This is a genomic window from Candidatus Saganbacteria bacterium, assembly GCA_016223245.1.
Taxonomy (GTDB): domain Bacteria; phylum Margulisbacteria; class WOR-1; order XYC2-FULL-46-14; family XYC2-FULL-37-10; genus JACRPL01.
The window spans coordinates 131076-150417 of sequence record JACRPL010000021.1 but is presented as its reverse complement, the minus strand read 5'-3'; the positions used below and the strand labels follow the sequence as shown (position 1 = coordinate 150417).

16 protein-coding genes are annotated in these 19342 nt (G+C 40.7%); all 16 read right to left on the bottom strand.

Features of this window, described 5'->3' with window-relative positions; all coding sequences use genetic code 11:
• Nucleotide 1 precedes the first annotated feature (1 nt).
• Genes HZC34_07965 through HZC34_07890 form a run of 16 tightly spaced genes read right to left on the bottom strand, consistent with a single transcriptional unit; the run spans nucleotide 2 to nucleotide 19339 of the window.
• On the bottom strand, nucleotides 2-1891 hold the full coding sequence (locus HZC34_07965) for an alcohol dehydrogenase catalytic domain-containing protein (protein MBI5701756.1): 1890 nt from the start codon (nucleotides 1889-1891) through the stop codon (nucleotides 2-4).
• A complete protein-coding gene (locus HZC34_07960; GenBank protein ID MBI5701755.1) occupies nucleotides 1888-2538 on the bottom strand; it encodes a cyclase family protein in 651 nt (216 codons plus the stop codon). Before HZC34_07960 ends, HZC34_07965 begins: the two co-directional genes overlap by 4 nt.
• The gene (locus HZC34_07955; GenBank protein ID MBI5701754.1) at nucleotides 2531-3481 is read right to left on the bottom strand and encodes a phosphoglycerate dehydrogenase; all 951 of its coding nucleotides are present in this window, start codon (nucleotides 3479-3481) and stop codon (nucleotides 2531-2533) included. The genes HZC34_07960 and HZC34_07955 overlap by 8 nt, the downstream gene beginning before the upstream one ends.
• Nucleotides 3481-5004 carry a B12-binding domain-containing radical SAM protein gene (locus tag HZC34_07950; protein MBI5701753.1) on the bottom strand — a complete coding sequence of 508 codons (1524 nt, stop codon included), beginning with the start codon at nucleotides 5002-5004 and terminating at the stop codon, nucleotides 3481-3483. The genes HZC34_07955 and HZC34_07950 overlap by 1 nt, the downstream gene beginning before the upstream one ends.
• On the bottom strand, nucleotides 5001-6995 hold the full coding sequence (locus HZC34_07945; protein MBI5701752.1) for a hypothetical protein: 1995 nt from the start codon (nucleotides 6993-6995) through the stop codon (nucleotides 5001-5003). The genes HZC34_07950 and HZC34_07945 overlap by 4 nt, the downstream gene beginning before the upstream one ends.
• Nucleotides 6992-7783 carry a 3-deoxy-manno-octulosonate cytidylyltransferase gene (gene kdsB, locus HZC34_07940; protein MBI5701751.1) on the bottom strand — a complete coding sequence of 264 codons (792 nt, stop codon included), beginning with the start codon at nucleotides 7781-7783 and terminating at the stop codon, nucleotides 6992-6994. Before kdsB ends, HZC34_07945 begins: the two co-directional genes overlap by 4 nt.
• Complete coding sequence (locus HZC34_07935) at nucleotides 7780-8718, bottom strand: GDP-L-fucose synthase (GenBank protein ID MBI5701750.1); 939 nt, start codon at nucleotides 8716-8718, stop codon at nucleotides 7780-7782. The genes kdsB and HZC34_07935 overlap by 4 nt, the downstream gene beginning before the upstream one ends.
• A gap of 6 nt (nucleotides 8719-8724) precedes the next feature.
• On the bottom strand, nucleotides 8725-9777 hold the full coding sequence (gmd, locus tag HZC34_07930) for a GDP-mannose 4,6-dehydratase (protein ID MBI5701749.1): 1053 nt from the start codon (nucleotides 9775-9777) through the stop codon (nucleotides 8725-8727).
• Between the two features lie 42 nt (nucleotides 9778-9819).
• Nucleotides 9820-12195, bottom strand: a complete 2376-nt coding sequence (locus HZC34_07925; protein ID MBI5701748.1) for a YfhO family protein — start codon at nucleotides 12193-12195, stop codon at nucleotides 9820-9822.
• A gap of 11 nt (nucleotides 12196-12206) precedes the next feature.
• Nucleotides 12207-12893 carry a methyltransferase domain-containing protein gene (locus HZC34_07920; GenBank protein MBI5701747.1) on the bottom strand — a complete coding sequence of 229 codons (687 nt, stop codon included), beginning with the start codon at nucleotides 12891-12893 and terminating at the stop codon, nucleotides 12207-12209.
• 1 nt (nucleotide 12894) lies between these two features.
• On the bottom strand, nucleotides 12895-13641 hold the full coding sequence (locus tag HZC34_07915) for a class I SAM-dependent methyltransferase (protein MBI5701746.1): 747 nt from the start codon (nucleotides 13639-13641) through the stop codon (nucleotides 12895-12897).
• A gap of 3 nt (nucleotides 13642-13644) precedes the next feature.
• Entirely contained in the window at nucleotides 13645-15093 is a 1449-nt protein-coding gene (locus HZC34_07910) for a glycosyltransferase (GenBank protein ID MBI5701745.1), read from the bottom strand.
• Nucleotides 15090-16901: a hypothetical protein gene (locus tag HZC34_07905; protein ID MBI5701744.1), complete on the bottom strand. Its 1812-nt coding sequence runs from the start codon at nucleotides 16899-16901 to the stop codon at nucleotides 15090-15092. Before HZC34_07905 ends, HZC34_07910 begins: the two co-directional genes overlap by 4 nt.
• A 23-nt stretch (nucleotides 16902-16924) precedes the next feature.
• Nucleotides 16925-17626 (bottom strand): acylneuraminate cytidylyltransferase family protein, encoded by a 702-nt coding sequence (locus HZC34_07900; protein ID MBI5701743.1) that lies wholly within the window; start codon nucleotides 17624-17626, stop codon nucleotides 16925-16927.
• Entirely contained in the window at nucleotides 17623-18936 is a 1314-nt protein-coding gene (locus HZC34_07895; GenBank protein ID MBI5701742.1) for a nucleotide sugar dehydrogenase, read from the bottom strand. Before HZC34_07895 ends, HZC34_07900 begins: the two co-directional genes overlap by 4 nt.
• 4 nt (nucleotides 18937-18940) lie before the next feature.
• Nucleotides 18941-19339, bottom strand: a complete 399-nt coding sequence (locus tag HZC34_07890) for an acyltransferase (protein ID MBI5701741.1) — start codon at nucleotides 19337-19339, stop codon at nucleotides 18941-18943.
• Nucleotides 19340-19342: the final 3 nt, after the last annotated feature.

Here is a 19342-nt window from a genome sequence, read left to right as displayed (position 1 = left end):
TTTATTCATCTCCAATCTTAAGAATAGCTTTAGCAATTTCCCCATTCATTTGTTTCTTCCATGCAATTTCATAATTCTCAAGCGAGAAAATATTTTGTGTCAATCCTTTCATGTTCAACATATTAAACATATTTAGGGCTTGAATAAAATCTTCTTTGCCGCTTCCCACAGACCCAATCACCGTCTTATCAAAACATACAATTGACCCAAAATTAAATTCCATTGGCGAATATGGCAATCCTAAAATCAGGATTTTAGCGCTAGTACGGCTTTCAGATAATATTTGCTTAAGCACCTTTGTATTTCCTGTCGCCTCAATTATATAATCAAACCTCGCCAAACCAGATATCTCAGTTATTCCTAAAAGATTAATATCAGCAATATTTTCAATTCTTGACTTATTGCTATCAAAGACAGTTACAGCATGGCCTAATAAACTCATTAATTGGGCGCAAAGATTCCCAATCGTTCCAAATCCCACCACTGCAACCTGCCGATTCCCCTTTTCATCCCCTTTGGTTAATTTATTAATACCCCTTAGGGAAACCGCTAAAGGTTCTACCAAGCAGGCGCTTAGTAAATCCGTGCCTTTTGGCAGCTTATGCGCAAACCTGGCCGGCATTTTCAAATACTTGGAATATGCCCCATTAAAATTCAAAACGCCAACTTCTTTTCGATCACTACAATTAATAGGCTGCCATTTTTTACATTGATCACAAATCCCACAGCCCAAAATACATTCCCCCACAACCTTATCCCCAACATTAAGGCTATTAGCATTTCTTCCCAATCTAATCACTTCACCGGAAAATTCATGGCCGGGCACAATAGGATATTTGGCCCATCCTGACCTGTAATAAGACAATTCACCGCTCAAAACATCTAAATCCGTTGAACATACTCCTACATATTTCACACCGATTAAAATCTCATCATCTTTAAGATCGGGAATCATTTTTTCTTCAATCCTATGCTGCTTAGGACCCACAAAAACAATACTTCGATTTTTTAAAAGGAAGTAGAGTTCATCAGTTAATTTCGCAGTAAGTCGTCCGGCATACTGAAAACCATCATACAACCCTTTATATTCCACCAATCGATAAGCAAAAACAGAAAATATTTTATTCAGAGATTTCTTATTGATTATCCCAAAAAAAACGTCTTTCAATACCATTGAAAGATATGAAAGAAAAGACCGTTTAGCATTAAAATGATAATCGGGAAAAATGTTTTTATAGGCAAGCGCTTCTCTCTTAAAACGATTATATATCTGGCGGAAAGATTCTTCGTGAATATGAAAAATTACCGCATCAGAACGATAATAAACATAATAGCCTTGTTTCTGCACCTTGTGGGCCCAATCAATATCTTCCAATCCAGTTAATTTCTCATCAAACGGAACCTTTATCCAAAGTGATTTTCTAATTGCCGCATTTGCATTGTTTCCAATAGGCTCCTCAACTAGGATCCTTGATTTATCGCCAAAACTTGCCTTAAAATCCCTTTCTTCGGCAAGTTTGGTCAAATGATTGCCAATTTGCCGCCCATAAACCATTGCAATTTTGGGGTCGGTGAAGGGCAACAAAAGATTGTCTAACCATTTTCGATCGAAAGGATAAGTGTGCGCACTGACAAAAATCAGATATTCTCCCTCTGCATTCTTGCAGCCAACATTCAACGAACGACCAAATGAAAAGATTTCAGGCTGAATATTCAATATTCTTACTGGATATCTCTTTGCGATCTCAAGAGTATTATCGGTGGAGCCTGAATCAACAATGATAATCTCATAATTCTTGTTGTCTTGCTCTAAAATCCCATCAAGCAGCCGCGCTAAATGCTTCGCTTCATTGAATGTCCTTATTATTATCGTGGCGAAAGCATTTTTCATCCTTCAACCTCCACAAGTGCCGTACAAGGCATGCTATCCACATTTTTCGCAAATAAAGGAATGGCAAATATCTTTTTTATATTGGGGGGTGCCATACTCAAGTTCAAATCCTCTATAATCATGACCTTTTTTAAAAGAATTTTGTGAGCTTCCACCCCTTCTTTAAGATGTCTGGGCGATGCAATGGAAATAGCGTCTATTCCAATTGCTTTTAATTTTGGATAACATTTGATGATAAATTTCGCTCCTTCAGGATGCAGCCAAGGACCATTATGCACATAAGCAGCTTCTTTCCTTTTTCCGCCAAACCCCGTTCGAATTAAAAGCAAATCACATTTTTCATCTTTTTCCCCGTATAAATCATTTGCGTTAATGAGTTCGCCTTCTTTTTTTATTACATTCAGCATTCTAGGCTTATTGAAAATAAAACTTTCAATCGGATAATCTCCTATTTTTTTACCGCGAGGATCAAAATGATAGGGTGCATCAATATGCGTGCCGTTATGAGTAAAGATCGTAACCAAAGCCGAACTCCAATTGTCGCCTTTTCTAAAAGAATTTATCTCCTCATATTTATTTTGAGGGTTATTCTCAAATATCGGCATATCAGGCGCTAAATCATAAGATATTTTGATATATTTATGCATGTCTTCTTCCGCTTATTAATCCCATCAAAAGATTATTTAAAGTATTCTGATGAACATGCGCCCAAGCTGCAGGACTGCTATTGGCATTATGCGGCGCCAAAAGACAATTATTCATTTTCCTTAAAGGGCTGTTTTTAGGAAGAGGTTCCTTTTCAAATACATCCAGCCCTGCCCCGGCTATTTGTTTCTTTTTTAATGCTTTGATCAAAGCTTTTTCATTGATAATCGGACCGCGCGCAGTATTGATAATATAAGCAGTAGGTTTCATCAACTGAAATTCATCATCGCCCATTAGATGATGGCTGGTCGGATTAAGATCGCAATTCAGAGTGACGAAATCCGACAGTTTCAACAAGTCCTTTTTTGTTTTCATCTCTGTCCCTGTCTCTTTGAGGAATTCCTCTGATATCCGGGAGATGTCATTGCCTATCGTTTTCATTCCGAAGGCCTTCGCTCTTCGGATGACTGCTTTTCCAATATTTCCCACTCCAACAACGCCCAAAACACACTCCCCCAAAGTAATACCCTGTTTTTTCCGCCATAAACCGTTTTTTATGTCATTGGTGCTCCATGGTATCCGCCGAGCGAAACTTAACATGTAACCCAACACCGTGTCAGCCACTGGTTCGGTAAAAGCGTTCGGGGTGTTGCAGACCGCAATTCCCAATTTTAGGGCTTCCTCTCGGTCGATCGAATCCGTGCCCGTTCCCCACTTGGCAATAACCTTAAGTTTTTTTGCACGATTTAAAACTTTTGCGGTAAAGCGGTCGTCGCCGCATATAACGCCATCGATCTCTCCGATCAAATCTAGCAATTCCCCTTCTTCCAATCTTTCCTGGACTTTAGGAATTATAACTTCCAAGTTGTTTTCATTAAAGAATGATCGAAACGCATCTATTGCCAGTTGCATATAGGGCGCGGAGATCATTATTTTCCGAAGCATTATGCCCTCCTCTTGGTTTCAGGATTTTTTTCCCAACGTCGTTTCTTATACAATTCTGAATATCGGACCAATATTTCTTCGCCTCCAGGTTCTGACAATTCCGCCTTTTCAATTTCAGGCCAGTCAAATTCATCAAACTCAACATATAGCGGGAAAGTCCGCATTAGACCGTCAATTTGCCTTGCGGTAAAATGCGGCATATTAAGCAATGAAGTCGCAGTAGTATGTATGGTCTGGGCTTCGGGATCTAGCCATCCAGCCTCAATAGCTTTTTGTCGCAAAATCGTCCCTCGATATGGGGTAAAAATACTAACCGTCAGTGAATCATATCCCTTGATTTTTTTTGCCAAACGAATAGTGTCAAATACCATCTCACGAGTTTCGAAAGGAAAACCGATCATGCAGTTAATGCTGTAAGCGACCCCGCTCTGGTCAATAATGTCAAAACAATGCAATAACTTCTCGTTGGTGATATTCCTGTTGAGATTTTTCCTGCGAAAATCTTCATTGCCGGATTCGATGCCAAATGACATACGAAAAAGCCCAACATCTTTCATCCTCGTCAATGTTTCCAGAGTGCAGTGCTCGGGACGCGTATTGCACCAGAAAGGAATTTTAAATTCTTTATACATTTCCATAAACCCGTCAATTTCATGTTTCGGACGCGCCAAGAAGCTATCATCGATAACGTACAAGAGATTTATGGCATAGTCATCCAATAGATGCTTAATCTCTTTTCTAATCCCATCAATTGATCTTCTACGGAGAAAAGTCGTATGGCGCTCTCTCGCAATCCTATTGTGCAAAGAAGAATTGCAAAATGTGCAGTCGTGAGGGCATCCTCTGTATGTCTCAATCGGTAAGGCGCGATGGATAATCCCCCCCATTGGGCGGATCAATCTTTCTTCGTCAAACAGGGAAAAATCTGTTGAATAATCATCTAGATCCACATATGGGCCGATTGCATTTCGAATGATCGACCCATCTTTTTTCTTTATCCAGAGACCAGCAACATCAAAAATATCCTTGCCTTTTGCGAGCCTTAAAGCCACTTCCTTTATCAGCTCTTCCCCTTCTTCTACCCCAAGCATCGCAACTTCAGGATGAGATATGAGCCAATCTGGAGCAGAAGTCGCAAGTATCCCGCCGACAATGGTTGGGATATTATAAGGATTAGAAACGCGCAACAAATGAATTGCGCGGCGAAATCCATCTTCCGGAAAAGAATAAAGAATCAAATCGGGACTAAATGATTCAAGTTTGCGTTGGAAATCATCAACCATATCGGTGGATTTCAACTGCTTTAAATTGCCTTCAGAAAACAAGTTGCGCGCCTGAAGATATTTTACTCTATTTTGAGGACTGCTCAAGTCTCCTTCGCCATAAGAAGTTGTATCAAACAAATCAACTTCAAATCCCTCTCGCCTCAAGATCCAAATAAAAGCAGCAATTGATAGAGGGGTTACAAGCATCATCGGAAGATTTGGATAAACCAATAATATTTTAAATTTTGATCTTGTCATTTGCTCACATTCCCCGCGACCCTTTCCTCAAGAAGCTCCAAGAAATCATCGGTCGGATCATGCAAAACATCCGAAAACATGTCAGAAAGTGGTTTTTCCCAATATGTTTTTATCCCATCCAATACCCTTGGATCATTAATTATTTCAAATGCATTCCCAATTGATTCGCTATTGTTTACAATTAATACAGCCTGCGGATATTCGATCATTGGGTTATGGCTGAATTGCGGTTCGCAATCATATACAAGAGGAACAACGCCTAAGACCATAGATTCAAAAGCCACCGAACCACCGGTCAGCAACACATAATCTGCTAAAGTGATAAAGTCATAAAGCTGCATATCTTCTCTGAATATCTCATGAGATACCCTTCCATTCGCTTTCTCGAGAGGCTTAATAATACCTGCTAAATACTGCTTATTTTTATCCTTATTCGGATTGCTTTTGATAATAACATGATAAGGCTCATTTCTGGAAGTTATTGTCTCAATCAAATCTTCAAGCATACAAATAGTTTCGTTTAATAATTGAGAAGCTGCAACAAAAATAATTTTCCTATCGGATGGTAGGTGATACTTCTCCCTCAATTCATGTTGGGCAGGTTTTTTTCGTGAATAATCAAATAATTTGTGAAACCGAACCCCTCCTGCAACAGCAAGGCGGTCTTTCGGATATCCCGCAAATAAAAGATTTTCAACACCCCGCCGCCCACAGGTAAAAATATAATCAGGAAGCGGCATACTATTTATATCAGACTTATTTACCAGGCTGACCACTAGCTCGTTATTGGTAAAAACATAATTAAGGAAGTTTTTACCTATCGCGGAGTGCTGAAACCCAAACGATTTTACATTATCTTGAGCGTTGTACAACAAAGCCTTTTCAAGCGGTTGAAATTCAAGCCTAAAAAGCAATGCCTTTAGATTCGCGAGATCAATTCTTCCAATAGACCTATCCAGCAGGATCCATTGAAAAAACATTGGATTGATCAATGACCTAGTTAGTTCATCACAAAAAAAACCGGACACATTTACCCCCTTCAATTCACAATCCAATTTGTCGGAAAATTTTATTAGACGAATGAATTTCATCAAAATATTATAATCAAACAAAATAAATAGGTCGGAAATAGTTATAAACTTCTCCAAAACAAGCGCGGTCCTATCCATAAAAAAGCTTTTCAGCCGCTTCCCGTTCATTAACAACATAAACCAACTATCGGTCAACCATAAGATATAAATTACTTTTTCTTTTTTTGACAGCCCATCTGGGACCGATCCAAAGAAACACTCTGAAGACTTCCCTGCAACTGACCTATTCCACCAGATCGGATATATGCTGAATATCCCAAAAGATCCTGCCGGAATATCCTTTACTGTTTTAAGGCCAAGGAACCGCAATGCCAATAATTTTAAAAACATCCTTAGCCATATTCTTATGGCGCGAAAAAAATACATTATCAAGAAAGCTATTGTATTCTTTTCCAAGTTCAAGAATATTTTTTTCGCCTTAAAGCTTGAATATTGAATCTTTTTACTTTTCGAATAATTCACCACGGATTCCCTCAAGAGATCGTCCCTAACAAAGAAAAATATTTCATCATAATTTTTCTCATCGCAGGTATGGCAAAAACGAAGAAAGGCATAAAGCCTATGAATGATCTTACCCGTCCAAATGCTTTTCTCGCTTGCATTTAAATACCACCACAAGTTCCTCCCATTAAAAGCAAGGATATCTGACACTTTTCTCGGAAAATCCCTAATAAGATCGAGATAAAAATCTCTTGCTTCTTTTTCTGCACAGGCTGAAATAGTTTTTGAATCAATTGCATTTACTCTTTTTTCGAGGTCATGCGATGGCGATTTGCAATTCGAAAAAGCTTGCTTTGGGGAAAACCCAAAGGTTAGCAAATAATATTGGTTGCCGTTTGCGGATATTTTACTACCCCAATCATCGTCAAAATTATCCAATACAATAAGAATTTTCTTCACTTCTCAGATGCCCTATTGCCATTTGAGATAATTTTTTCAAACCATAAATCGTTTAACAGCAGTTTTTTAACCCCGCAAACATCTTCGGGCACGTCTACAGGATGGGTAGCATATGGAGAAATTCCGGATGGGACTTTAATATCATGTTCGATCACCCTCATTAGATCATTGCCTTCGATCAACTCTATCGGAGTTCTGGGAAGTGAACAATAATACTGCAAAAAAGTTCCTCGATAAGCAGTTATGCAAGTAAGTCTTAAAAAAATCGCCTTTTTCCCAACATCAAAAACAGTAGATGGGATTTCCTGGCGGCTCAGGAAAATGAGGTTATTATTGACAGACAATACCGCTTTAACCCTATTAGTATTTGTCAGATCCGCAGGATCCGTTATTCGTTCAACTAAATTTGCGCACCCGGCATCCTGGTTCCTGATCAATAAATCCCTAGTCATCTTTACTACGGGCGGCGGGACCACAGGTTCATCGCCTTGGACATTAATAATAATGTCATCATATTTCACATAACCCTTAATCTTTGCGGCCTCTGCCACACGCTCAGCAGCCGTCTTGTGTTGCGACGAGGTCATAACCACTTCGGCTCCAATTTTTTGGGCTACGGCAGCAACTTCCTCATCACAAGTCGCAACCACAATATCATCCACATTTGATACCAATTGCGAACGCAGATAAACATGCTCGATCATGGGCAAGCCCTCTATTAGAATTAATGGTTTATCCGGAAAACGCCATGATCCGAGTCGTACTGGAATCACGATCAAAGTTCTCATCCTATTTGCCCCTTGTACCATTCAATGGTTTTTTTAAGCCCTTCCTCAAAATTGGTTTTTGACTTAAATCCAAATTCTTTTTGGGCGCGACTAACATCCAACATTCTGCGCGGTTGCCCATCAGGTTTTGTTTTATCCCAAACAAGCTCGCCATTGAACCCAGTTAATTTACATATCAACTCAACAAGATCCTTCATGGAGATCTCAAACCCTGCCCCAAGGTTTATTGGATCGGCTCCATCATATTTTTCTGAAGCCAAAACAATCCCTTCTGCAGCATCCTCAACAAACAAAAATTCGCGTGTTGGTTTTCCGGATCCCCAAACCACGATCTTTGCATCATTATTCTTTATAGCTTCCAAGCATTTCCTTATAACGGCCGGGATTACATGCGAAGTTTCAAGGTCGAAATTATCGCGGGGACCATATAAATTCACCTGCAGCAAATATATTGCATTAAAATTATATTGGGCGCGATATGCCTGCGATTGCACAAGAAGGGCCTTTTTAGCTATCCCATAGGGAGCATTTGTTTCTTCGGGATACCCCTCCCACAACATTTCCTCCTTAAACGGCACAGGCGTAAATTTTGGATATGAACAAATTGTCCCGATTGTAACGAATTTTTTAACACCAAACTTTCGGGCTTGTTCTATCAGTTGAACGCCCATCATCAAATTATCATAAAAAAATCCCGCAGGATTTGAACGATTTGCGCCAATCCCCCCGACCTTTGCAGCCAAATGGATCACTATTTCCGGTTTAGCTTCTTGATACATTTTTTTGACACATTCACCCTCGATCAAATCAAAATCTTTTGATGAAGGGACAAATACATTGTTGCAGCCTTTTTCTTTTAGCCTATCAACAACAAAAGATCCCAAAAAACCCGATCCACCCGTAACGACCACTTTTTTATTTTCCCAAAAATTCATGCCTATTTACCCCACCGTTAATTGGTTTTTTGTCCAATGAATCCCTTTTCCCATTAAAATTTTTTCACCTTGGCCAATAGGCTGCAATCCGACAGCTTTCAAATCGGCATCGACCATAATCTTAACAAGTTCCAGAAACCTCACTTTCGGTTCCCAATCCAAAACCTTTTTCACAAGCGAAATATCAGCCAATAAATGATCGACTTCGGTCGGTCTAAAATACTTTTCATCTTTTTCAACATATTTTCTCCAATCAAGATTTACATATGAAAAGGCTTCTTCAACAAACTCCTGGACTGTATGGCTCTCGCCTGTCCCAACGACAAAATCCTGTGGTTTATCTTGCTGAAGCATGCGCCATTGGCACTCAACATATTCAGGAGCATAGCCCCAATCCCTTTTTGCCTGTAGATTGCCAAGATAAAGTTTATCTTGCTTTTTTGCCAATATATTTGCAACTGCACGTGAAATTTTTCTTGAAACAAAAGTTTCGCCTCTTCTTGGGCTCTCATGATTAAAAAGTATTCCATTGCAGGCAAATAGGCTATATCCTTCCCTAAAATTAACGGTCATCCAATAACTATAAACTTTAGCCGCGGCATATGGGCTTCGCGGATAAAATTGGCTTTTCTCACTTTGTGGCGGTGGAGAGATGCCAAACATTTCGCTGCTGCTTGCCTGATAAAATCTGGTTTTTATCCCACTTCTCCTTACAGCTTCCAACAATCGAGTGGTCCCAAGCCCTGTTATATCTCCTGTATATTCGGGAGTATCAAAGCTGACCCTAACATGGCTTTGAGCGCCCAAATTATAGATCTCATCTGGTTGAATATTATAAATAAGATTTATTAATTGCCCCGAATCCGAAAGGTCTCCAAAATGCAAAAAGAATTTAGCGCCCACGATATGTGGATCAACATAAATATGGTCTATTCGATGGGTATTGAAAGTACTGGCGCGTCTTATTAACCCATGAACCTCATACCCTTTAGAAAGCAACAATTCCGCTAAATAACTACCGTCTTGCCCAGTTACGCCGGTTAATAAAGCTTTCTTCATCCTTCTTCCTCCAATATATTAATGATGATCATTTAACGCTCCCTAATATTTTTCCTTTTTTAACGCCCAAAATAGTCCAATAAAAAGCATAAACGCGCCTCCAATTGCTGAAAACCAAAGAGAAAACAAAAGATAACTCGGCCGATATTCAAAGATTATTTTATTGGATCCTTTATTGATCAATACCGATCGAAAAACTCCATATGCAGGCATGATCTCAACCGGCTGACCGTTAACAGAGGCTGTCCAATCTTGAGAATAATTTTCAACCAGAACAAGCTGACAGGATCGGTCGGAAACGGCTTCAATTTCGATCCTATTATCAGAATATTTAGTGATCCGCGGCAGAGTTTTAGAGATAAAACCATATTTTGTTTTTAACGCTTTAAGTTCCGCAAGAGACAAATCGTGCCTGTCATAGACGACTTCTTTTCTTAAACGACCTATCGGCACCGCTTTTAGATAATCTTTAAGCCCAATTTCGCCGTTGACCAATCTATAGCCCCCCGCCAAATAAACTCGAGGCTGGTAGTTTTTAACCTCAAAAACATAATAAGGAATTGTAGTAAAGATTTTGGATACAAGGCGCTTGACAGTCTGTTTTTTTCGCGCTAAGCCGGCTAGGGAAGGATCGGAATGATATTGTGTGCCTCGATTAACAATGGACAAGCCCCACTTTTCGGGACGTTCAATATCGTTGAAGGAAAAAATATAGCGAACATTATTTAATGCCAGCAAATCTGTTTTGAAAGTCGGTTTTTCTATTATTTTGGGAGGGACATCTTCATTCTCGACATTTTTGTCGATCAAATAAGCTTTATAAACATATGATAAAAATTCATCTTTTTCATCCTGTAAAATCGACGCCCAAAAGATAGCATAACTTCTCATATATTGCGATGCATAACCACCAGCAACCTGATAGCCATTATAAATTCCGACGGTAGGATGCCAGTTGATAAATGCAATGCGATAATCATATTTATGGGCTGGCCTAAACTTATCGAAAAGTTCGGATTTAAAAATATGCACAAAAGATGGGGGATGAACATCGGCCACCCTAATCAAATTAAATGTTGTTAATCTTTCCAAAAGGATCAATCCTATAATGAAATAGGCCAGCCACAATGGCTTTGTTTTGTTCTTACTGAGCGCCAAAACCCCTGCCAAGAAGATAAACGAAAACAACAAGCAAGAAAAAACCTCAATATAATTTGATGGGAAGGGATGTTTTGTGAAATGATATAAGACCAAGGCGAATAGAACCATTAATACAAAAAGAAACACCTTCTTAAAATCTTTTGCGACAAAAACCAGAAAATCCTTGAACCCTGCAATCAATAAAATAAGAAAGATGAAGGGTCCAGGCAAAATAAACCGGGAAAGCCTGAAATCCCTTAAAGGAAGATGCTGCCGGACGGTCTGGAACCAGACTGCCTGATCAACAAATAACACAAAAAATAGGATTACAAGATAAAAGATAAGCAACTTTTTTACCAGCGGGGCCCATTGCTTTAAGCGTGTCAAACTGAAAAAAAAGATCAGTGAACCGATAAAACCAAAATTCATGGACGGCGTACCGATTATAAAATTAACCAGATTCCGCCAGTAAAAAGCAAGGGACGGCGTGCTTTCCGGAACCCATTTGACCAAACTCCGACTGCCTATCGCCGCGCTAGTAAGAAGAGAGATAATAACCGGTAAATTAATGATCGTTACAAATAACCAAACCAAAGCAAAGAATAGCAACGTTTTTTTCGTTTTTCGCCATTCCCGGTTGGAGAAAAAGATAAAAAACAATTGGAAAAAGGCAAGGAACAATGCCCCTCTGGCAAACTGGATATTCAGAGTAGATATAAGCAATCCGACCAACAATAATAATTTTGTTTTTCTTTCAGGCGCCGAAACGATCTTATCCGTACAATAAAATAACATTGGGATCACGGCCAAATCGAATATTCTCCAATAAGTCAGATTAAATGTTCCTAGCGCCCAAAGCAAACCGCCTAAAATACCGGCGGTGTCGTCTAAGTCCAGAAAATGCTTCAAAAATAGATACGCTCCAAACCCGGCTAATACAAACTGCATCATTGTAATGACAACCGTAGCCCATGGATCGCGAAACAAACCTCCAATAAGCATGGGGAAGAAAAGCCAGTTAATATCCATATAAAAAAATGGCAGCCCTCCGACATAATCTGGGAACCAACCAGGCATTTGGAAAGACAAAATTCGTTTTGCGAGCGCAACCTGATAAGGCCAAAAGGAATCAAATTGATCGTGCGTTTTATAAAGCGCGTAGGATCCGAGAAGAAACTTATCAAGATGTGCTATAAATGAAGCAACAACAAAAAAAATAAATCTCCTAAAATTCACAGTATGCCACAAATATTCAGCTATTTTCCTTACCCTTGCCATTTCATTCCCTCCTAATACTTTTCCAATTCGAGCGCAACTACCGAATATTGCGAAATAGATCGCGGAAGCATTGCTTCTTCGATCGTGCCAATACGATAATGGTACAAACCTTCACGCTCTCTCGGCACATAATATTCACGGGATATCTCCTTAAAACTTGCAGTCAACTTCTTGATTGCCCCATCGTCGTAGACACGATGGAGGGGGGTAATCCGGGTGAGCCCGAACGGGACAGTAATGATAAGCCTGCCCCCTGGTTTCAGCACTCTTAAGACTTCCTTAAGAAACAATTTATCCACTCCCTGGTCTGAAGAAGTATAACGATCGGTATTCATATGCTCTATGCAACTAACGGAAACACAAACGCTAACCGAGCCATCCGGTAAATCCATTTTACAAGCATTACCGATTCGGTGTTCATAGCCAGGGTATTGCAGATCCCATGAGTGGAGATCGTAACCAATGACTTTATAACCCAGCGCCGCCATAATAGGAGAAAGAACAGATCCAGCCCCGCCAACATCTACCAATATACCTCCAGTCTTGTCTTTGAGACGATTCACAACAAAAGCATATTCAAAATGGCGGTCAATTGTAATATCCAATCCTCCGATGCTTGCTTTGCCCAAAAGATATTTTATCTGCCAGGGAAGATATTTATTGTATCGGCGCATTAATTTTTCAATAATAACAAACATTTTAGCTCTCCTTTTCCAGCACAGCCAAGCAGCGTGTTGCCGCCATATTCGCCCATATTGGCCGTATTTTTTCTTCAACCCGGTACAACCCGCGAACAAAGGAAACTGGAAACTGCCAGCGCTGAAAACCTCCGGTCAATAAGTAACTAAGACCGGCAAACGGACTTATTTTGCGCAACCGCAACCCGCTGGACGGGAACCTTCCTTTGATCGGAGCATTGTTCTTGACCAAGCAAAGCCAAGGAATTTCCGCATTGCCGTTCATCGGCTCTTTTCCTTCCGGAAAAGCGTTGTTCCAGGAATCTTTTATTCCTAAACAGTTCTCATGATGGAAATATCTATAAAATATCCTGGCCAGGGGTGAAGTAAAGGGCTCTATCATGACCAGGCGCCCACCCGGACGAAGAACTCTTGAAATTTCACGGAAGCAAACCAAAGGCGCCCTTAGATGATGCAATACATCAACAAAGAAAACAGAGGAAAAACTTGCATCATCAAAAGGGAGCTTATGAGCATCACATGCCACTTTTATCCCAGGGTATAAATTAAGATCTGAAGTGGTGATATCTTCTACAATATGGGAGAGGAATCCTGGCCCACTGCCCAATTCCAGCGTAGGTCCTGGCAACAATTCATTCCGCAGAAGGGGAACAAAGACCTCTTCATAATAATACCGCAGAGAAGTTTTTGCGGCAAAACGTTCCCGATGTTCCTTGATCCAATCGGGCATAACTATTTTCTCATCCATAATTCAAATAAACCTCAATTTTTTCGCCGCATAGGCGCTCATTTTTAAAAGAAGCAAACCGTCTCGAAAACGAGAAATATTCGTCGTGCCATAAGTTCTTTCTCCATAGCGAATAGGTAGATCCGCGATCTTCAAATTAAGTCTCGCCGCGCCAAAAAGCAAGTCGAAATCCCCAAAAGGATCAAAATCCCCAAAATAATTTCGATTTGAGGCGATTTTCTCATAATCATTTCTCCAAAGCGCCTTGGTGCCGCAAAGGGTGTCCCTGATCTTTTGTCCAAGCAAATAAGTAAACAATTTGGCAAAGAACCGATTACCCAAAAGATTAAGAAAACGCATGGCTTTTTCATCCATGGGATAGATTAGTCGGCATCCGTTAATAAACTCAGCCTTATTGCGCGCCATTAGATCAATAAATTTGGGGATGTCCTCGGGATTAACTGTTACATCTGCATCCAGAATGATCAGAATATCTCCTCGAGCTTGCGCAAAAGCGCAACGCACCGCATCCCCCTTTCCTTTTCCGGGCTGCTTTAAAAACTTCCAGTTTTTCTCCGGGTTGACAGAAATGATTTCCTTTATTTTCTCGGCAGTATTATCGGTGGAGTTGCCCTCAACCCATAGAACTTCGGAAGCCGCCCCCAAATCCGGCAATCGATTTGCCAGTTTTTCAATATGCCCTGCTTCGTTCCTACAAGGGATAACAATTGAACAGGAAGGGATTGATTCCGACACATATTCGGATTTTGTTGGACGGGCAATTATTCCAAACATTAAAGTCAATTCATTAATTATCGGGAGATTCCCAATATATCTATTTACAAACCGAGAGATCGGGCCCAGATTAAATGGCATTATTTGAAAATTCAGACTCCGAACCACCTCAAAATCAGACATGGAAATCATTTCCCGCACGATATCCGAACTCAACCAGTTGTTGACAGGATTTTTAGTTTTTAGCCCGAATTTTTCAGCCAATCGCAGCGGCATCTGCCAGATCCGGCTGTAGCTTAGAACGATTATTCTCGTTTTAGCATGGCATACAACATGCAAAGCCTCAAAAACTGCCTGAACATCGTGCATTTCCGTGATACTGTTGCATAAGATAACCACATCAAACCTGGTTTTGAGAGACCGCAAAAGAGCAGTGTCCTGCGCGTTGCCCGCCATAAAACGAAGAGCCGAAGAAGAATGGCGGTTTTGGGCTGTTTCAATCATTTTCTCCGACAGATCAATGCCCACTCCCTCCAAAACTGTGAGGGACGCTAGAAGATCGCCGTTCCCGCAGCCCAGATCCAGCACTTTCTGTCCCGGAAGAACGACTGAACGCAAAAACTTTTTCAGACCATCGTAATAAGCGGCATTCCTGGCTTTACCGGCATTCACTCTTTTGCAGTTTTCATTATAAAATTCTTTAACTTTCTGCGCTGTCTTGTTATTTAAAGTACTCATATTAATTCCAAAATGTTTTCACCTCCCCATTTTTCAGCGTATTTTGTACTTGCTCGCCTCAAAACAGACTCACGCCCTAACCCCTCGTCAAAACCTTCAAGCAGCCAGCGCAAATAAACTCCCATTCTTTCTCCCGCACGGCCATCCCTGAAAGGATCTAATTTGTCCAGAAAAGGAGCCCAATCTCCTAATAAAGGATTTGAGGATTTATCAGTTTTATATTGCTTGAGAGCATTAATGATTCCTATTGTATCATCAAAAATAATCCTTTTATTACCCCACTTGTAAAATTCATGAGAAAACAGGCATGTCAAATCACAGTGAATTCCTTTCCCTCCTGCGATCACAGGTTCAATTACAGCAGAGGATATTCCTATACCCACCGACATATCGCCTGCAAGTGCGGCATCAACAGGTAAACGCCCAAAAGCATTTTCAAGCATAACGCATCTGCCTGTCGCCAACGCTTTTTCCAACAATGGAAGGACTTTAGGAAGAGTTTCTAAAACCAGTGGTTTTTTGGTTTTTATTACGAGCCCTACAGACTTGTCCTCAAGAACCCAGCCAAAAAATGCCAGATAGAATTTTTCCATCATTTCCGTAGAAATGTGCAGGCTGGAATTATGAATATTATCAAACAAGGCTACAATAAAATCGGCGCCTTGCGCTCTAATTTCATCATTTAATTTTTTGGCTTCATCTATTTTTTGTTTATTAAGAAAAACTGAATCATTCGGATAACCAACTGTAACATTAGCCTTAATCCTGTTAAGATTGGGAAGCAAATAATCCCTGGAGCGCGCGCTCCAGGTAAAAAAAACGTCCCTCGGATAGTGCCCGAGCAAAGCCCGCGATGATAAATACAATTCGGAACGTTGTTTCCCGGCCAGAAAACCGCTATCCTGGCCGTTCATGTCAAAAGCAATGCTTTGCGCAATATATTTAAGATCCCCTTCTCCATTGATAAAATGAATTTTAATGTTAAATTCTTCATAAAAAGAAGCCCAATAGCCTACTTTTTCAAGAAGCTCTTTTCCGGTTTTATAAATCCACTTCCCGACGTCATTAATAGGTCGAGCTATCTTTTGTTTGCTTCTCATAGCAGGCCGCCAGATAGGGATATTTTTTCTGGCAAGGGAACCAGGCTTTAAACACACCCAGTTCATCCCTAATGCTTCAATGCCCCGCAGGTCATCATCAGCGATCGGTTTGCCGGTAAAGGCGTCTGGTCCATTAAAATAGATCAATACTTGTTTTGGATCAATGCCGCTTTCCGGGAACCATACTAAATCAGACCTGCGACAAAGGTCCAGTTTTTCCGTGTATTCAAGCGCTATGACCGGCTTCTTTGATCGCGCGCCGCGAAAATGTCCGGCATATTTCCACTTGTTCCAGACATTTAATACGCCCTTGCCGCGGCTACGGAAAGATTGCAACAAAGAGGGAATGAATAAATTATTGTTATTGGTTATATATCTTGAAAATTGAACTGGAAACTCACTATCGATCCAAACTTGAGATAATAATAAATATATTTCGTGTTTCGGGATAAGGATAAACTTATCTTTGATATCAATTTGTCTATTATTTCGCTTATACCAACGAAGCACGCAAAGATCACGCGCCACCGGATAAATTTCCATTTTAATCCTTTTCTGGAAATACAATTCGGTCTTAGAGCTTTGAAGCCGATCCGCGATACTTTTATAAACCGGATAAGTTTTAACGATTTGATAAAGCTTTATCGCCAGCTCCGAAGCCGTTTCTTCGACTTCGTATCTTAAAGCCGCTCCCCCTTTGCTTTTCATTTCACCGAGATTATAAGGTAAAGTCATTTCTTCCCGCCCAGCAAACAATCCACAATTTTTAGATCCAATTCGGAATCAATATCCAAAGATCTCTCGGGTGGCATAACAAAAGCTATAGTTTCGTCAGTTATAAACATCTTTTTCTTAAACAACCAGTCAACCCGAGCGCAATAAACGGCGCCATTGAGCGTATAAGCTTTAGGCAATTCTTGGCGGCGGGGGATCAGCTTTCCGGTATTCAGTACCGGTTTTAAACGATTTTTCTGGTCAAGGGAAAAAGACCAATAAAGGCTTTTCCCTGCTTCAACCACAGACACACAGGAATCAGCGTTTTTCCTCATACACAGCTCAATACAACCATCAATATCTTCTGCCTGGCGCAAAGGAGAGGTAGGCTGCAATAAGACGACATAATCATATTTTTCGGACAGTTTCCTTAGCGCGTGAAGCACAACATCTATTGTATGCGTCCCGTCGCCGGCCAGTTTTCGGGGTCGGACAAAGGGTGCCTCGCAACCAAGTTTTCTGGCAGCGGCAATGATCTCCGCGTCTTCCGAAGAGAGAATAAACCGGTCAAAGTATTTTGCCGCTTTGGCCTGCTCTATCGTCCAGGCAAGGAGCGGCCGGCCGGCGACCATTTTGAGGTTTTTCCGACGCACGCCCTTGGAACCACCGCGGGCGGGGATGATACCGATTACTTTTTTATTATGTTTATACTTCGTCATAATTTAATTATCTTACATTTGCTATTTGTCTGCTTTTTGATTGCATTTCTTGTATCAATTACAAGACTTAAATTTCGACAAAGGGAATCGTAATCAAATCTCGAATGATCCGTTAACAAAAGTGCGCAATCAATCTTCGTCAGAAATCCATCCGATAATTTGCAACTCTTCAGCGTGTCGCCATTTAAATTGACAAACGGAACACAAGGGTCATGATAAAAGACGACCCCGCCCTGTTCTTTAAGTAAATTTATTATTTTGAGCGCGGGTGATTCTCTTACATCATTGATATCTTTTTTATATGCCACCCCTAAAACCAAAAACTTTGAACCATTAATGCACTTCCCCTCAATATTCATGCTTTCCTGAGTGATATTTACCACTTGTTTTGGCATTTCATCATTAATTTCCCCAGCCAGTTCTATAAAGCGTGTGTAGGTATCATATTCTTTTGCTTTCCAGGAAAGATAGAAAGGGTCAACCGGAATACAATGCCCGCCAACGCCTGGGCCAGGATAAAAAGGCATAAACCCGTAGGGTTTGCTGTTAGCCGCTTCAATAACTTCCCAGATATTGATGCCCATTTTTCGGCAAAGAAGCGCCATCTCATTGACCAACGCGATATTCACGTTGCGGAAAATATTTTCCAGTAATTTTTCCATTTCCGCCACTTGGGGAGAGGAAACCGGTAAAACCTTCGAATAGACCATGGAATAAAACGCACACGCCAGCCGCGTGCAATTTTTCGTGATGCCGCCGACAATTTTTGGCACATTGTTAAAATTGAATTTGTTATTGCCGGGATCTATCCTTTCGGGGGAAAAGGCCAGGTAAAAATCCCTGCCCGCCCGCATTTTACCGCTCTGCAGGCAGGGCAGCACCAGCCCTTCCGTTGTCCCCGGGTAGGTGGTGCTTTCCAGGACAACCAATTGCCCCTCCTTAAGATATTGCGCTATCTGCCGTGTGGCAGAAACAACACAGGACATATCGGGCTTTTTATTTATATCCAGGGGTGTTGGTACGCAAATGCAGAGAACATCGGCCTGGCTGAGTAGCGAGAAGTCTTTTGAGGCGAGCAAACGTCTGTTTTTCCCTGAAATATGTTTTTTTATGTTATCATCAGAAACATCTATTATGTAGCTCTTCCCCTTGTTAACTTCATCAACCCTCTCACCATTTAAGTCTAATCCTATCACCTTAAAACCGGCATCCGCGAAAGCTACTGCCAGAGGTAGGCCCACATAACCCAATCCGATAATGGAAACAACCGCTTGCTTTTTCGCTATTTTTCTGCTGATATCGTGCGGCATAATATTATTTCAGCCTCCTTACGATCCTTGCCGGCACACCGAAGGCAACCACATTATCCGGTATGTCTTTATTGACAAAACTGTAAGCTCCCACGATAGAATTTTTGCCTACCGTAATGCCCGGCATAATTGTGCTGTGAGTGCCGATACAACATTTTTTTTTAAGGATTATTTTCCCCTTGGTATTATCAATGGTCGAATTCGAATATATGGAACAATGGGAACCGATTTGTACATTATCCTCAATAACCACACCGGCATGAGCAGCAATAAACGTAAAAGCTCCTATATCTGTTTCTTTCCCCAAAATCAAATTTTCCTTATGCTGAACCAACCATTGATATTTGGTCGGTTTCATTTCCTCTATCTTGGGATATTTCCAATTTTTAAACCGTTTACCCATGTT

What these genes read in the sequence shown, in the direction of transcription:
- HZC34_07920 (MBI5701747.1), bottom strand. Translation starts at nt 12,893, where the DNA reads ATGTTTGTTATTATTGAAAAATTAATGCGCCGATACAATAAATATCTT.
- HZC34_07960 (MBI5701755.1), bottom strand. Translation starts at nt 2,538, where the DNA reads ATGCATAAATATATCAAAATATCTTATGATTTAGCGCCTGATATGCCG.
- HZC34_07950 (MBI5701753.1), bottom strand. Translation starts at nt 5,004, where the DNA reads ATGACAAGATCAAAATTTAAAATATTATTGGTTTATCCAAATCTTCCG.
- HZC34_07910 (MBI5701745.1), bottom strand. Translation starts at nt 15,093, where the DNA reads ATGAGTACTTTAAATAACAAGACAGCGCAGAAAGTTAAAGAATTTTAT.
- HZC34_07890 (MBI5701741.1), bottom strand. Translation starts at nt 19,339, where the DNA reads ATGGGTAAACGGTTTAAAAATTGGAAATATCCCAAGATAGAGGAAATG.
- HZC34_07965 (MBI5701756.1), bottom strand. Translation starts at nt 1,891, where the DNA reads ATGAAAAATGCTTTCGCCACGATAATAATAAGGACATTCAATGAAGCG.
- HZC34_07955 (MBI5701754.1), bottom strand. Translation starts at nt 3,481, where the DNA reads ATGCTTCGGAAAATAATGATCTCCGCGCCCTATATGCAACTGGCAATA.
- HZC34_07935 (MBI5701750.1), bottom strand. Translation starts at nt 8,718, where the DNA reads ATGAATTTTTGGGAAAATAAAAAAGTGGTCGTTACGGGTGGATCGGGT.
- HZC34_07900 (MBI5701743.1), bottom strand. Translation starts at nt 17,626, where the DNA reads ATGACGAAGTATAAACATAATAAAAAAGTAATCGGTATCATCCCCGCC.
- HZC34_07915 (MBI5701746.1), bottom strand. Translation starts at nt 13,641, where the DNA reads ATGGATGAGAAAATAGTTATGCCCGATTGGATCAAGGAACATCGGGAA.
- HZC34_07905 (MBI5701744.1), bottom strand. Translation starts at nt 16,901, where the DNA reads ATGAAAAGCAAAGGGGGAGCGGCTTTAAGATACGAAGTCGAAGAAACG.
- kdsB (MBI5701751.1), bottom strand. Translation starts at nt 7,783, where the DNA reads ATGAGAACTTTGATCGTGATTCCAGTACGACTCGGATCATGGCGTTTT.
- HZC34_07925 (MBI5701748.1), bottom strand. Translation starts at nt 12,195, where the DNA reads ATGGCAAGGGTAAGGAAAATAGCTGAATATTTGTGGCATACTGTGAAT.
- gmd (MBI5701749.1), bottom strand. Translation starts at nt 9,777, where the DNA reads ATGAAGAAAGCTTTATTAACCGGCGTAACTGGGCAAGACGGTAGTTAT.
- HZC34_07895 (MBI5701742.1), bottom strand. Translation starts at nt 18,936, where the DNA reads ATGCCGCACGATATCAGCAGAAAAATAGCGAAAAAGCAAGCGGTTGTT.